11 protein-coding genes are annotated in these 14,357 nt (G+C 68.4%); all 11 read right to left on the bottom strand.

Features of this window, described 5'->3' with window-relative positions:
• Positions 1-9: 9 nt before the first annotated feature.
• A complete protein-coding gene (locus OG254_RS05290) occupies positions 10-1,071 on the bottom strand; it encodes an AraC family transcriptional regulator (protein WP_405577721.1) in 1,062 nt (353 codons plus the stop codon).
• 102 nt (positions 1,072-1,173) lie between these two features.
• Positions 1,174-2,925, bottom strand: coding sequence for a cellulase family glycosylhydrolase (locus OG254_RS05285; RefSeq protein WP_405577719.1), 1,752 nt, complete (start codon positions 2,923-2,925; stop codon positions 1,174-1,176).
• A 309-nt stretch (positions 2,926-3,234) separates the two neighbouring features.
• On the bottom strand, positions 3,235-4,419 hold the full coding sequence (locus OG254_RS05280; RefSeq protein ID WP_405577717.1) for an IS701 family transposase: 1,185 nt from the start codon (positions 4,417-4,419) through the stop codon (positions 3,235-3,237).
• Positions 4,420-4,487: 68 nt separating this feature from the next.
• On the bottom strand, positions 4,488-5,078 hold the full coding sequence (locus OG254_RS05275; protein WP_405594773.1) for an IS630 family transposase: 591 nt from the start codon (positions 5,076-5,078) through the stop codon (positions 4,488-4,490).
• Entirely contained in the window at positions 5,012-5,566 is a 555-nt protein-coding gene (locus OG254_RS05270) for a helix-turn-helix domain-containing protein (RefSeq protein WP_405576380.1), read from the bottom strand. Before OG254_RS05270 ends, OG254_RS05275 begins: the two co-directional genes overlap by 67 nt.
• 917 nt (positions 5,567-6,483) lie before the next feature.
• Entirely contained in the window at positions 6,484-7,989 is a 1,506-nt protein-coding gene (locus OG254_RS05265) for a sigma-70 family RNA polymerase sigma factor (RefSeq protein ID WP_405577715.1), read from the bottom strand.
• A gap of 130 nt (positions 7,990-8,119) precedes the next feature.
• The gene (locus OG254_RS05260; RefSeq protein ID WP_405577713.1) at positions 8,120-9,076 is read right to left on the bottom strand and encodes a sugar phosphate isomerase/epimerase family protein; all 957 of its coding nucleotides are present in this window, start codon (positions 9,074-9,076) and stop codon (positions 8,120-8,122) included.
• Positions 9,073-10,242, bottom strand: coding sequence for a Gfo/Idh/MocA family protein (locus OG254_RS05255; RefSeq protein ID WP_405594853.1), 1,170 nt, complete (start codon positions 10,240-10,242; stop codon positions 9,073-9,075). The genes OG254_RS05260 and OG254_RS05255 overlap by 4 nt, the downstream gene beginning before the upstream one ends.
• A gap of 197 nt (positions 10,243-10,439) precedes the next feature.
• Entirely contained in the window at positions 10,440-11,489 is a 1,050-nt protein-coding gene (locus OG254_RS05250) for a substrate-binding domain-containing protein (RefSeq protein ID WP_405577711.1), read from the bottom strand.
• A gap of 25 nt (positions 11,490-11,514) precedes the next feature.
• Positions 11,515-12,525 carry an ABC transporter permease gene (locus tag OG254_RS05245; RefSeq protein ID WP_405577709.1) on the bottom strand — a complete coding sequence of 337 codons (1,011 nt, stop codon included), beginning with the start codon at positions 12,523-12,525 and terminating at the stop codon, positions 11,515-11,517.
• Positions 12,522-14,018, bottom strand: coding sequence for a sugar ABC transporter ATP-binding protein (locus OG254_RS05240; protein WP_405594851.1), 1,497 nt, complete (start codon positions 14,016-14,018; stop codon positions 12,522-12,524). Before OG254_RS05240 ends, OG254_RS05245 begins: the two co-directional genes overlap by 4 nt.
• Positions 14,019-14,357 lie beyond the last annotated feature (339 nt).

Genomic DNA, 14,357 nt, shown 5'->3' with positions numbered 1-14,357 from the left:
GGACTCCCGTCACTGCTCCGCGGCGTTCTCGCGCAGCCGGGCCGGGCTCACCCCGTGCCAGCGGTGCACCGCACGCCGCAGCGCTCGCACGTCGGAGAAACCCGCCTGCCGGGCGATGTCCCGCAGGGTCAGCCCGGAGCGGCGCAACAGCTGCTCGACCCGCTCGCGGCGCACCCCGTCGACGACCGCCTCGTACGTCGTGCCGCACTCGGCCAGGCGACGGCGCAACGTGCGCTCACTGGAAGCGTGCCGTCGGACCTGCTCGACGAAGGACGGAACGTCGGGCAGGCTCTGTGCGATCGAGATCTCCAGTACCTCCAGCAGATCCTGCTGATCCCGCCTCGACGCCACCTGCTCCGCCAGCAGCTCCACGACGGCGGTGTAGGTGACCCGGTCGCGGCCCGGCATCGGCCGCGCGGCCCATGCCGTGGGGAACACCAAGCGGTTCCCCGCGGCGTCGAACCGTACCGGGCACCGGAACAGCTCGGTGAAGGGACCGCTGTCGCGTGGGGCGGGAAAGGCGAACTCGACGCTCTGCGGCGCGAACTCCTCCCCGGAACTCAGCCGAGTGAGGGCGACGACGCTGGCGAACGCCTCCTCCGCCAGGAAGACCGCGACCGCCGGGTCGAGGGCGGGATCGGGTAGTACGGCCCGCAGTACGTAGCCGGCTTCCTCCTGCCCTGCCGACCAGACCACCATCGCCCCGGACAGGTTCTGGAAGCGCACGCCCGTCTCAATGGCCTCCCGCAGAGTCTCCGCTGCCATCTGGGCGAACCCCAGCAGGCCCCAGGAGGTCAAGTGCTGCGCGGCACCGACCCGCAGGCCCAGGTGAGCGTCACCGGTGAGCTCCAGCGCACGCCGGATGACGGCACTGCCCTGGCGGTAGGAGACCCGCAGCGCTGCCGAGCGCATCATCGGCTCGTCCAGCCCGACCCGTCTCAGTTCGGGCCGGAGGTCGACTCCGTACCCGTCGGTGACCGGCGTGAGACAGCGCAGAATGTTGGGCGGGATGGTCGCCGAGGTGCTGCGGCTGGTTCCGGGCGACTGCGCCGGGGCGGGGCTCTCGGACATGGCGTTCCTCGTGACCGGGCTTTGCTGGCTGCGCACAGAGTAGAGGGGTCCTGTCCGAGGCCACCCGCCCGGGAACCTCCCCGGGCGGGCACCGCCCTCGACTCAGGACGTCGTACCGGTCACCGTGCCACCCGACTTGGTCACGTGATACGTCACCGTCGCACCGCTCCAGAAGTGGAAAGTGAGCTTCACACGCGCGGTGTCCTTCACCGCGTCGAGGAAGGCGGGAGTAAGGCGGATCTCCTTCTTGGCATAGTCCGGCGCGAAGGCGGTGTTGAACTGCTGGAGCGGAGTCCAAGTGGTCGGACCGGCGTTTCCGCCGTCGGCGTACTCGGCCTTCATCGTCGCCAGCAGGTCACCCCGGAACTGCGTGGGAATGCGGAACGAACCGGCCGTCCCGGTCGTGCTCGACTGCGCCGGGGCGGCGTGAGAGATCACCTGGATCCGCCAGGGCACGCCATGGGAGAACTCGGCCTGGAGCGTCGCGTGGACCCCGTAGGAACGGTCGCCGACGAGCCGGGTGAGCGCGGCCGCCTTCAGGGTCAACCGGTTGCCGGAGAGGGTGTAGTCCCTGCCGCTGACCAGCTTGGTGGCGCCCTGCTTGAGAGCCTTGAAGGCGGCTCCGTTCAGGTTCAGTGTGAGCGTACGGTCCTTGACGGGACCGGACTTCGGTACGAAGACGTTGTCCGAGGAGGCGGTTGCCGACCGCGTGGTCCAGCTCGACTTGATCTGGCGGAAGAGCCCCGCGTCCTTCCACTGGAGTTTGCCGCGGTCGTAGAAGGAGCCGTTGTCCCACAGCACGGTGGTGACCTTGTTGCTCCGGGCGGCGTGGCCGAGCGCCTCGAAGTACTTCAGCATCTCGCCGCGTTCCACGGCGCCGGGACCGTGGTCGTAGCCGAGCAGGCCGTATTCGCCGAGGACGACGGGGATGCCCCGGGCGACGAAGGTGTCGCGCATCCGCTTGAACGTCTTGTCCAGGTCTCCCTGGGCCTGCGCGTCGAAGCGGGTGGAGCCGGCGACGTTCACGCTGAACGGGAAGTAGCCGTAGTAGTGCACGGTGGCGATCAGCCGGGGGTCGTGCAGCGACTTGATCGTGGTGGCCAGGTTGTCCATCAGCCGCTGGTCGGGGGTGCAGACCTCGGTGGGCAGCATGAGCAGGCGCTTGGTGTTGTTGCCTCCCGACGCGCGCACGACCTTGTGGAAGGACCTGTTCAGCTCGTTGAGCAGCTCGGCCTGGCGAGCGTTGTCGGCGTTGTCGAACTTGGGCTCGTTGATGCTCTCGAAGACCAGCTTGGCGGACTCGTTCCGGAACGCCGTGGCGAGCTGCTTCCAGGTCGTGTTGAAGCGGGCCAGCACCTGGTCGTGGTCGGTGGACATCTTGCCGGTCCACTGCCATGAGTCGTGATGGATGTCGAGGACGACGTAGAAGCCCTCATCGATCGCCCAGTCGACGACCTGCCTGACCCTGCTCAAGTACGCCGGATCGATGGTATAGTTCGGCGCGGCTCCCTGGTGGTCGCTCCAAGTCACCGGGATGCGGATGCTGTTGAAGCCCTGGGCGCGGATCTTGTCCAGGAGGGCCTTGGTGGTGCGGGGCTGGCCCCACGACGTCTCGTCGGGGATGGCGTCCAGGGTGTTGCCCAGGTTCCATCCCGGCTGCATCGCGGCCACGGCCGCCATCGCGCTGTCGGGAACCGGGGCTGTCGCCGCGGACGCCTCGGGCTTGGCGTCGTCGCCGAACGCCCCGAAGACCGTGCCGTAGGCGATGACGCCCGCGGCGATCAACGCCAGCGGTGTACCCACTGCGAGCCGAAGCCGGCGTCGGCGGTGCTGTGGGGCCTGCTGCTTGTTCATTGCTCATCCGTTCTGGAAGATCGAGCCGGTGTCGCCCCTTAGTGGCCGCCGCTGGGCGGGAGGTTGCCGTCATTCACAGCCAATCCACGGAAACGGCCGCCGCCCTCTTGAGAGGGACCGGCTGCTCACCTCACACCTCAGGTCCTAGTACTGCAACGGTGTTTGTGCTGATTGCTGGGCAGGTTCATGGACTGTGTCCGCGTCGCTTGTAGTGGCTGATGCGGGCTTGGTGTTGGCGTCGTCGACGCCAGTGTGACCAGTGCAGGATGTGGTCGACAGTGACGGGCCGGCGGTCGGTGAGGCGGGTGATCAGTCGTCTGATCTCGGCAAGGCTGAGATGGATGAGCTGGGAGGATCCGTTTCTGCTTTGTCGGTGTCCAGCTCGCGGGCTCGCAGGATGGTCAAGCAGGCGTGGGCGGCCATGGCCAGGGTCATGTGGCGGTGCCAGCCGGGATAGCGGCGGACCTGGTAGTCGTCCAGGCCGCATTCCTGCTTCGCGCTCTGGAAGCATTCCTCGATGGCCCACCTGCTGCCCGCGATGCGGATCAGGTCGTCGAGGGTGGTCTCGGTGGGGCAGTAGGCGATGTAGTAGGAGACCTCCCCAGGCCGACTGACGCTGCGGCGGGCGATGACCCAGTGGCGGCGATCGGGCCGGTGCCAGGGCCGCACCTCGACGCGAGCCCAGTCGTAGATCCGCAGGCCGTGAGCCCCGGTGCCGCAGGAACGGCGCTTCCACTTCTGCCGCGGCAGGCCGTTGAACAGGTCGTGGACGGGGTGGTCGATCGCCCAGCGGGTCACGACGGTGTCGTGCCGGGTGGTGGCCATGACGTGGAAGACATCGGCCTGCTCCAGCTCGAAGCGCCAGCCCTTGGAAAAGCCGTAGGCGGCATCCGCAGTCACCCACCGAAACGGGATCCGGTCCGCGATCGCGCGACGGACCATCGCCTTCGCCATGGCCACCTTCGTCTCGAAGGCGACGTCGTCACCGATGCCGGCCCGGCGGCACCGCTCGCGGTCCTCCATCCAGGACGTGGGCAGATACAGCCGTCGGTCGATCAGTGTCCGTCCACGTGGGGTCGCATAGGCGAGGAACACGCCAATCTGGCAGTTCTCCGTCCGCCCGGCGGTTCCGGAGTACTGCCGCTGCACCCCGGCCGACCGCGTGCCTTTCTTCAGGAAGCCCGTGTCGTCCACGATCAGGACGGCCTCATGGTCACCGAGGTGCTCGACGACGTAGTCACGCACGTCATCAAGGACCTCGGCGGCGTCCCACTCGATCCGGTTCAGCATCCGGTGGATGCGGTCCGGGCCTGAATGGCCGGCCTGCTCGGCTAGCGTCCAGCCGTTCTTCCGCCCCAACGGAGCGATCAGCCCGCGCATATAGGCCAGCGCCGACTCCCTCGGCTCCGACCTGCTGAACCGGTGCACGAACCGCTCGTGCAGAGCGGTCAGTTCACCGGCCCACAACCTGACATCAGCAAGGTCCCCACCCATAACCACACCAACGACCAACCTGGCCAGCAGTCACGACAAGCACCGTTGCAGTACTAGTGCTGGGTTCCTCAAACGGCGTACGCATATCGGCGCCGTAGTCGGCGGGTTGGCGGTGCGGGCCTGCCCCAGACCCAGGGCTGGGCTCGGGTGTTGAGCTGGGCTGTTGCGAGACGGGTGGCTTGCTCGATCTCGGGTGGTCCTGCGAAGGACTGCCCGGCGAGGGCGGCCTTGCGGAAGATGCGCCACCAGCCTTCCTGAAGGTTGAGCCAGCAGGCGCCGACGGGGATGAAGACGTGCCGGATTCTGGGGTGGTCCACCAGCCAAGTCCGGGTGGACAGGCTGTTGTGTGAGGACAGGTTGTCGGTAACGACGTAGATGTCCCCAGCGGGATTGGCTGCCTCGACCTTCTGAAGAAACTGCTGGTAGAAGGCACTGTTGCGAGAGGAAGCGGTCATGGTGATTTCCTGTCCGTCCCGCACTCGCAGCGCACCGTAGACCCAGGTCTTCTCCGGTCCGCGGCTGTAGTCGACTTCGGACTTGATGCGGTGGCCGTCCGGCGACCAGCCCGGCGCCGGCGGGAACGTGCGGGGGATCACCGGTCCGAGCTCGTCGGCGCAGACGACCGTCGCGCCGCCGGGCGGGCGGGTGTAGAGCTCGATGATCCTTGTCCTTTTCCCTCGAAGTCTGCGTCCCTCGAGCGGGTCCAGGACCGGGTGCGGCGCCAGCGCACCCTCTCGGCCAGCAGGATCCGACGGACCTGGCTGCGGCCGATCTCGATGCCCCGCCGCTGGGCCTCCGCGGCCAGTGCGTCAAGGGTCCACTCCGGCGGCCCGGACTCGTCCTCTGCGGCCAGTTCGCCGCCTGCCTGCACGGTCAGCCGGCCCGGCGCCGGCTGTCTGACCAAGCCGATGATCATCGAGCGTTCCGCCTCGGTGATCCGCCGTTTGCGGCCCTGACCGCCCATATCCTCCAGTCCGTCCAGGCCAGAGCGGTTGAAGCGGTGCAACCAGCGGCGGACCGTCTTGGGGTTGCACCTCAACTCTTCCGCGATGGCCGGCACCCGCTGTCCGGACCAGCTCAGCTCGACCATGCGCGCCCGCACCACCAGATCGCGCGGCGCTTTGCGGGCTCGCGACAGTCGAAGCACGAGCCGTTGCTCGTTCTCGTCACGGCTCGGCCGTGCCCGTAACACCACCGTCCAGCACCCGCTCCCGAGCAACCGAACAGCCCCGCCACCAGGACATATACCCAGCAAAAGAGGAACCCAGCACTAGCCCTGACCGAATGAGTTGTCGTAGCACTCGATGGTGGTGCCGATGAGGCTGGCTGCGACGATGCGCTTGAGGTTGCCAGGTGGTGGGGGAGCGGTGGTTCCGGAGGCCATGTGCGCCACTTCCTCGTGTGCGGTGGGGACGGGTAGGAATCGGCACACGGTAGAAAGGCGCAGGCCAGGCGCACATGTGGTGGGCCAACATAGTTCTGGGTCTGGTCATGCGTGCGGGCTCCGTGCCTCGTCGTGAAGAGGTGGTTCAGAGGCCCGCAGAGGGTGGACGCGACCGCTGTCCGAGAGGCGCCTCACCCCTCCCGTGCTGACTTGGTGCTGACTACGCAGCGTTGCAGCCGGAGCGCGGCCGATTACTCGATACGCGGGCCAAGCACCCGCTCCAGCGAGGGACGGATCTGGATGAGTTGGCCTTGAAGCCTGTTCGCGGCGCGGGCGACGGCCGATAGCACTGCACCGATCGAGACGGGCTGGTCGACGAGCACAAGCATGATCCCGTGCCTGGCCTTGAGCTTGCCGAAGTCCAGACCGAGGAAGGTCGGCCAGTTGGTCTGTCCGGATGCGGCAAGCCCTTCCTCGCTGGACGAAGGTTGCGTGATGCCACGTCAGCTGGCTGGTCTCGGTGCCTTGCGCGGCGTCGTTTGCCCTGTAGGCAGCGAGGCGGTGGTGGGGTTCCCACTTTGGTCGGTGTGGTCGCGGCAGTAGCAACCCTGCTCTTGTGCTGAGGACTACGAAGTAAGAGAAACCCGCCGTCTCAACTCCCGCTCGCGGAGCACTGGTCGTCAGGGGATCCGCCAGCGCTGTGCGGCGGTCTGATTGCAGTCGTGGATCTCCAGCTGTGTTCCTGCCTGCACGGTGGCGCCAGGGTCGTCCAGGCACTTGTTCGACTGGGGATTGAGGAGGGAGCCGTCGGGCTGCGGCAACCAGACCTGTGCGGCGTTGTTGCTGCTGCAGGAGAACAGCTGGACCGGCGTGCCATTGGCCATGCCGCCGCCCGAGACGTCGACACACTTGCCCTGGATCTTGAGGCGGTGGTCGCTGGTCACGGTCACCTTCTGGGCGATGGTGCCGTTGCAGGGGTAGATGGTGATCGGAGATCCGTCAGCGGTGGATGCCCAGTGGTTGTCGAGGCAGAGGTCGGCCGCGACGCCGGAGACCATCTCCCCGGTCCGATCCGCGCCGTTGACCGTGGACGTGCCGCTCAGCGGAAGACTGCTGTCACCGGAAGGGGGCGGCGTCCGAGTTTGGACCGGGCGACTGCTGCGGGGCGGGGAAGCGGTCTTCGAGGGTGTGGGCGAGAGACCGGGTGCGGAGGCGGGCGCTGCGGTGCGCGAGTCGTTTCCCGCGTGGGACAGGACCAGGAAGCCTCCTGCAGCCGCCGCTATCACGGCCCCTGCCGCGAGGCCGGCTCCCAGCGGGTTCAGCGTGAACTTCGGAAGGTGGACCGAGGCATGCCCGGCCCCGCCGGCTGCTGTGCCGACCTCTGCCAGCCGGGAGGCGAGGTAGGCGGGGGCCGCCCACAACAGCAGCGCGCCGGGCAGGACGAGCCGCAGGCGCTCGTTGAGGTCGGTCAGTTCCATCATGGCGCGGCGGCAGCCGGCGCATCCGTCGAGGTGTCGGGTCAGGTCCTTGTTGGGTCGTCGGCCGGGGCGGCGTACGGCGGTCGCGAGAAGACGGCTGTAGTGCCGGCACTCTGGCCTGCCCGCGGACTCCACGGACTCGATGTGTGCCGTGAGGTAGGCCTCGCGCAGGCCCTCGCGGGCACGGGCGGCCAGCGAGCCGACGCCACTGGGGCTGATACCGAGGAGCGCGCCGACCCGCTCGGCCGACTCGCCCTCGACGACCGTGTGCCACAACACCGCCTGCCAGCGTTCCGGCAGGGAGCGAAAGCCGCGCACGAGCAAGGCATCGTCCTCCTGGCGCAGGACACGCTCCTCGCCACTCTCCTCGGCGGGGCCGGACTCCAGCCAGGGTTCGAAGTCCGGTGAAAGGTCGGTGCGGCGGGCGGTGACCGCCCAGTCGGCGGCGGTACGGCGGACCACCGACAGGAGGTACGGGCGCCACGCGTACTCGGGACCGCGGCCGGCCTGTACCGCCTGCAGGGTGCGAGCGAAAGCTTCGGACGCCAGGTCCTCGGCGGTGTGTCCATCGCGGCAGCAGGTCCGCGCGTAGGCGAGGACGGCCGTGTGGTGCCGGCGGTAGAGCTCCTCGAAGGCATCGGCCGCACTGTCGCTGTGCCGTCCTGACGCCCGGATGGCGCGGGTCAGTTCTGCGTCGGATGCCGGCATGGTTCGTCCCCCGGAAGCGCGTCGGTCGTGGTGCGGGAGACAGTGTGGTGCCTGTTGGGAGTGTTGGGAAGCAAATAGCTGTAAGTATATGTAAATAGCTGTAGATAGCGCGATTCCGGCGAGGGCCCGCTCAGTGGCCTAGCCCGAAGGCCGCGTCGAAGGAGGCGGATCGTGGACTGATGTCGTACGCCTTGAGATGGGCGGCGTCTTCCCAATCGACAGAAACAGGACCGTCGTATCGGATGAAGCGGAGCATGCTGAAGACGTCCTCCCAGCGCACGTCGCCGTGGCTCGCGGAGACGCAGCCCCAGCCACGTCGTGGGTCGCCCCAGGGCAGGCGTCCGGTGCGGCCGTCGAGGCGTTTGCGGGCGTCCTTGCTGTCGACGTGGTAGATGCGGTCACGGAAGTCGTAGAGGAAGCCTGCCGGGTCGAAGTCCTGCCAGACGAGGTGTGACGGGGCGAAGTTGAGGCCGAAACCGGGACGGTGGTCGACGGCGTGCAGGGCGTGGTCGGTGGTCCAGTAGTCGTAGGCGATCTCGCTGGGGTGCACCTCGTGGGCGAAGCGGACGCCTTCTGCCTCGAAGACGTCAAGTATGGGATTCCAGCGGTCGGCGAAGTCCTGGTGGCCGCGCTCGATCGTGGCTTCGGTGGCGGGCGGGAACATGGCGACCATGTGCCAGATGGCCGAGCCGGTGAAGCCGATCACCGTGTCGGCGCCGAAGGCGGCGGCCGCGCGTGCCGTGTCCTTCATCCTGGCGGCCGCGCGCTGCCGGACTCCCTCGGCGTCACCGTCGCCCCAGATCCGGGGCGGGAGAATCGCCTGGTGGCGCTCGTTGATGCCCGCGTCGCAGACGGCCTGGCCGACCAGATGGCTGGAGACGGCCCAGCATTTCAGGCCGTACTTCTCCAGGAGCCTGCGACGGGAGTCCGGATAGGCCGGGTCGGAGAGGGCCTTGTCCACGTCGAAGTGGTCACCCCAGCAGGCGATTTCCAGGCCGTCGAACCCGGCATCCTGGGCGATCCTGCAGACCTGCTCCAGGGGGAGGTCCGCCCATTGGCCGGTGAAGAGGGTGAAACGGTGGCTCATGATGCACGTCCTTCTCCGTCTGTGGCAGGGGAGACAGGGGTGTAGACGCTCTCCTTGGACGCGCTCTCCTCGACGGCGGCGAGCACCCGCTGCACTTGGAGCCCGTCGGCGAAGGAGGGGGAGGGCCGGGTGCCGTCGGCGACGGCCTGAACAAGGTCACGGGCCTGGTGGGCGAACGTGTGCTCATAGCCGAGTCCGTGGCCAGGGGGCCACCAGGCAGCCAGGTAGGGGTGGTCGGGTTCGGTCACCAGGATGCGGCGGAAGCCGGCTTCGGCGCCGGGTTCCGTGCCGTCGTAGAAGTGGAGCTCGTTGAGGCGCTCCAGGTCGAAGAAGAGTGAGCCGTGCTCGCCGTTGACCTCGAGCCGTAGTGCGTTCTTGCGGCCGTGGGCGAAGCGGCTGGCCTCGAAGGAGGCCAGTGCGCCGCACGGGAAGCGGCCGGTGAACAGGGCGGCGTCGTCGACGGTGACTTGGCCGCGGTCGACTCCTGTGGAGGTGGTGAGTCCCGCTGACGCGCCCGCCGGGACGGGGCGTTCGGGGACGAAGGTCGTCGTGAGCGCGGTGACGCCGGCCAGCGGCTCGCCCGCCAGGAACTGGGCGAGGTCGATGATGTGGGATCCCAGATCACCCAGGGCGCCGGAGCCGGCTGTCTCGCGCCTCAGCCGCCAGGTGAGGGGGAAGTCGGGGTCTACCAGCCAGTCCTGGAGATAAGTGAGGCGGATGTGCCGGAGCGTGCCGAGCCTGCCGGCCCCGATCATGGCCTGGGCCAGGGAGAGAGCGGGGGTGCGCCGGTAGTTGAATCCGACCATGGCGATCCGGCCCGGGTTGCGTGCCGCCGCGGCGACCATGGCCTCGGCTTCCGCGACCGTATTGGCCAGCGGTTTCTCACACAGCACGTGCTTGCCGGCGTCGAGCGCGGCGATGGCGATCTCCGCATGGCTTTCGCCCGGGGTGCAGATGTCGACGAGATCGATGTCGTCGCGTCTGATCAGATCCCGCCAGTCGGTCTCGGCGGACGCCCAGCCCAGCTTGTCCGCGGCAGCGCGCGCCGCCTGCCGGTTTCGGCCGCACACCGCGGTCAGATGTGGCTCGAACGGCAGGTCGAAGACGCGGCCGGCCGTGCGCCAGCCCTGCGAGTGGACGGCACCCATGAAGGCGTAGCCGACCATGCCGATCCCGAGCCGCGGCTTGCGGGCGACGATGGATTCCCTATGCACGAGCTCTCCTTGACGCGGTCGGGGCGGGCGCGGTGCGGCGCACCGGCCCCGACCCGCGGCGACGATGGGTGTGAGTCCTCGGAGCGATCCAGTGCGGTGGCAGGCAACGTTTGCCCGTGAGGGAGCGGCGTCCGGTGCCTGTCACGGCACTAGTTGAAGCCGGTCGGCAGGTAACGGTCGACGTTCTCCTTGTCGACGACTGCCGAGTAGAGGGTGACGGAAGAGGGAATCTCGAACTCGGCCATGCCGCCGATCCCCTTGCCCTGCCCGAGCGCCCGCGCCAGGTCGACGGCCGAGGCGGCCATGGTCGGCGGGTAGAGGACGGTCGCCTTCAGGACGCCGCTGTCGGCCTTGATCGCCTGGAAGGCGGAGAGCGCTCCCGCGCCGCCGACCATGAAGAAGTCGTCCCGCCCGACCTGCTCGACGGCGCGCAGCGCACCGACGCCCTGGTCGTCGTCGTGGTTCCACAGCGCGTCGAATTGCTTGTTGGCCTGGAGCAGCGCCGCCATCTTGGACTGTCCGGACTCGACGGTGAACTCGGCGGCCTGGCGGGCGACCTTCTTGATGTTCGGGTAGTTCTTCAGGGCGTCGTCGAAGCCCTTGGTGCGCTGCTTGGTCAGCTCCAGGCTGTCGAGCCCGGCGAGTTCGATGACACGGGCGTTCTGCTTGCCCTTGAGCTTCTCGCCGATGTAGTGGCCGGCGTTGAGGCCCATGCCGTAGTTGTCGCCTCCGATCCAACAGCGGTATGCCTGAGGGGAGTTGAAGATCCGGTCCAGGTTGACGACCGGTATGCCGGCGCGCATCGCCTTGAGTCCGACCTGGGTGAGTGCCTTGCCGTCGGCGGGCAGGATCACCAGGACGTCGACCTTCTTGTTGATGAGGGTCTCGACCTGGCCGATCTGAGTGGCGGTGTCGTTCGAGCCCTCGGTGATCTCCAGCGCGACGTCCTTGTACTTCTTGGCGCGGTCGCGGGCGTTGACGTTGATGGCGTTGAGCCAGCCGTGGTCGGCCTGGGGGCCCGCGAAGCCGATGGTGACGTGCTTGCCGGCCTTGTCGTCGGCGACGGGGGCCTGTTCGGCCGAGCCGCCGTTGGAGTTGCCGGCATCGTTGGAGGTGCATGCGGTGAGCAGCGCGCCGGCCGACACGGCCGCGGTACCGAAGAGCAGTCCTCGGCGGGTGGTGTTCACGTGCTGTGCCATGTCTGTGTCTCCTTGGCGTGGCGCTCTACTCGTGGGCAGTGCGGCGCTGAACGAGGACGGCGGCGACGATGATCGCGCCCTTGGCGATCTGCTGGGTCGCGCTCTGGAGGTTGTTGAGCGCGAAGATGTTGGTGATGGTGGTGAAGATCAGGACGCCGAGGACGGAGCCGGTGATGGTGCCGCGGCCGCCGCTGAGCAGGGTGCCGCCGATGATGGCTGCGGCGATGGCGTCGAGTTCGTAGAGGTTGCCGTTGGTGTTCTGGCCGGAGCCGGACAGGATGATCAGCAGGAAGGCGGCGATGCCGCAGCACAGCCCGGACAGCAGGTAGAGGTAGAGCCGCTGGCGGCGCACGTCGATGCCGGCGAGCCGGGCGGCTTCGGGGTTGCCGCCGATGGCGACGGTGCGCCGTCCGAACGTCGTACGGTTCAGCAGCAGCCAGCCGATGACGACGACCACCGCGAAGACGATCACGAGGGGCGGCACGCCAAGGACGTACGCGTCCTTGTTGCCCAGATCGAGGATGCCGCCGATGGTCACGATCTGGGTGCGCCCGTCGGTGATCTGCAGGGCGAGACCACGGGCCGAGGCGAACATGGCGAGGGTGGCGATGAACGGGACCATCCTGCCGTAGGCGATCAGCACGCCGTTGACCAGACCGCAGCCCAGACCCACCACGACCGCTGTGAACAGAACCCCGGTGAATCCGAAGTCCTGCGTGGCGACCGTGGTCGCCCACACCGAGGCCAGCGCCACGATCGCGCCCACCGACAAGTCGATCCCACCGCTGATGATCACAAAGGTCATGCCGACCGTGACCACGCCGATCACCGACGCCTGGGTGAGCACCAGTTGGAGGTTGCTCACGGCGAGGAACTCGTCCGGCTTGGTGGCTCCGCCGACGAGCACGAGGATCGCGAGCACGCCGAGCAGCGACAGAGTACGCACATCGAGCCGGAGGCCGAGCGCGGGCCGACGCGGCGGCGGCGCCAGGGGAGCGGGCTTCTCGGCCGCGGGTGCGGCCGCGGACTGCGTCATGATGCGGGGTTCCCTTCGAGTACGAGGTCGAGTACGCGGTGTTCGTCCAGTTCGCGGGCGGGGGCGGTGTGCACGACGCGGCCCTCGCGGAGCACGAGAACGCGGTCGGCGAGGCCGAGGACCTCAGGGATCTCGCTGGAGACCATGAGGACGGCCAGGCCCTCGTCGGCCAGGCGCCGGATCACGGCGTACAACTCGGCGCGGGCTCCGATGTCGACGCCGCGGGTGGGTTCGTCCAGGAGCAGGACGCGGCAACCCCGGAGCAGCCAACGCGCCAGGACGGCCTTTTGCTGGTTGCCGCCGGAGAGGTTCTTGACCTGGGTGTCCGGGTTGTCCGGGCGAAGCGCGAGGTCACGGGTGACCTGTTGCGCGGCGGTACGCTCCGCGGCTCGGTGTAGCCAGCCGAGGCGAGAGAATCTGCCGAGGGTGGACACGGAGACGTTGCGGGTGACGGACTCCAGCATCAGCAGCGCCTGCGCCTTGCGCTCCTCGGGAGCCAGACCGAGGCCGGCGCGAACGGCGGCGCGGACGTTACCGGGCCGGATCTCCTCGCCGTCCACGAACACCCGGCCGGCAGTCGGCCTGCGGGCGCCGTACACGGTCTCCAGGATCTCGGAGCGGCCGGATCCCACCAGGCCGGCCAAGCCGACGATCTCCCCCGGGCGGAGCTGGAAGTCGACCGCCTCGAACTCCCCCTGGCGGCACAGTGCTTCGACCGCAAGTACGGGCGGCACCTCGGAAGTGACGGGCAGGGCAGCGCCTGTGGGGAAGACGTGTTCCACGGTGCGGCCCGTCATGAGTGCGACGATGTCGCGGGTGGGGGTGGACCGGGCCGGCAGACCGTCGGCCACGGAACGGCCGTCCTTCAGGACGGTCACGCGGTCGCCGATCTGGCGGATCTCCTCCAGACGGTGCGAGATGTAGACCACGGCGACGCCGTCGGCCGTGAGGGTGTCGACGATGCGGAAGAGGTTGCGGACCTCGTCCGGGTCCAGGGCCGCCGACGGCTCGTCCATCACGATCAGACGTGCGTCATGGGACAGGGCGCGGGCCATCGAGACGATCTGCTGCTGTGCGGCGGACAGTTCACCGACCAGGGCCGCCGGGTTGATCTCCGAGTGGCCGAGCCTGTCCAGCAGGGAAGCGGCGCCGTGGCGGGCGGCACGGGTACGGACGACGAATCCGGCACGCGTCGGTTCGTGACCGAGGCTGATGTTCTCGGCCACGGAGAGGTGCTCGACGAGGTCGAGCTCCTGGTAGATGGTCGCGATGCCGAGACGCATGGCGGCGATCGGGGACTTGAGCCGGGCGGGTGCCCCTCGCCAGACGATCTCGCCGTCGTCGGGTTGATGGGCACCGGCCAGGACCTTTATGAGGGTGGACTTGCCCGCACCGTTCTGTCCGAGGAGACAGTGCACCTCGCCCTCGTTGACCGTGAGGTCGACGCCGTCGAGAGCACGGACGCCCGGGAAGGACTTGGTGATCCCGGTCATCCTGAGCAGCGGAGCCGGGGTGTCGGCTGGTGTGGTGGGACGGGGTGTTGGCGGCATGCGAGGGTTCCTCGGTTCAGTGGAGGCATACGGTTCATGGCGCTGCGTGTCCTGCGTGTCCTGCGCGTCCTGCGCGGATGAGGTGGGCGTGGTGAGTGATACGTCCCATGCGGAGGCCGCCCGGGCATGCGGATGCGGCAGCATGCGCTGACGGCGCTGTTCGCCGTTCATGGTGTGTGGGGCGTCGAGGGGGAGAGGGAGTCGTCCGGCGCCTCGCGAGCACACCGGTCACCGTGAAGTGGGCGTGGAGAGGCGATGGTTCAGGCGCCCCACCGTCGGCGG

The organism is Streptomyces sp. NBC_01092 (assembly GCF_045039535.1).
Taxonomy (GTDB): domain Bacteria; phylum Actinomycetota; class Actinomycetes; order Streptomycetales; family Streptomycetaceae; genus Streptomyces.
The sequence above is the reverse complement of the archived record's forward strand: the minus strand, read 5'-3'. Positions and strand labels throughout refer to the sequence as shown.

What these genes read in the sequence shown, in the direction of transcription:
- OG254_RS05255 (WP_405594853.1), bottom strand. Translation starts at nt 10,242, where the DNA reads ATGGTCGGCTACGCCTTCATGGGTGCCGTCCACTCGCAGGGCTGGCGC.
- OG254_RS05245 (WP_405577709.1), bottom strand. Translation starts at nt 12,525, where the DNA reads ATGACGCAGTCCGCGGCCGCACCCGCGGCCGAGAAGCCCGCTCCCCTG.
- OG254_RS05280 (WP_405577717.1), bottom strand. Translation starts at nt 4,419, where the DNA reads ATGGGTGGGGACCTTGCTGATGTCAGGTTGTGGGCCGGTGAACTGACC.
- OG254_RS05290 (WP_405577721.1), bottom strand. Translation starts at nt 1,071, where the DNA reads ATGTCCGAGAGCCCCGCCCCGGCGCAGTCGCCCGGAACCAGCCGCAGC.
- OG254_RS05250 (WP_405577711.1), bottom strand. Translation starts at nt 11,489, where the DNA reads ATGGCACAGCACGTGAACACCACCCGCCGAGGACTGCTCTTCGGTACC.
- OG254_RS05265 (WP_405577715.1), bottom strand. Translation starts at nt 7,989, where the DNA reads ATGCCGGCATCCGACGCAGAACTGACCCGCGCCATCCGGGCGTCAGGA.
- OG254_RS05285 (WP_405577719.1), bottom strand. Translation starts at nt 2,925, where the DNA reads ATGAACAAGCAGCAGGCCCCACAGCACCGCCGACGCCGGCTTCGGCTC.
- OG254_RS05260 (WP_405577713.1), bottom strand. Translation starts at nt 9,076, where the DNA reads ATGAGCCACCGTTTCACCCTCTTCACCGGCCAATGGGCGGACCTCCCC.
- OG254_RS05240 (WP_405594851.1), bottom strand. Translation starts at nt 14,018, where the DNA reads ATGACCGGGATCACCAAGTCCTTCCCGGGCGTCCGTGCTCTCGACGGC.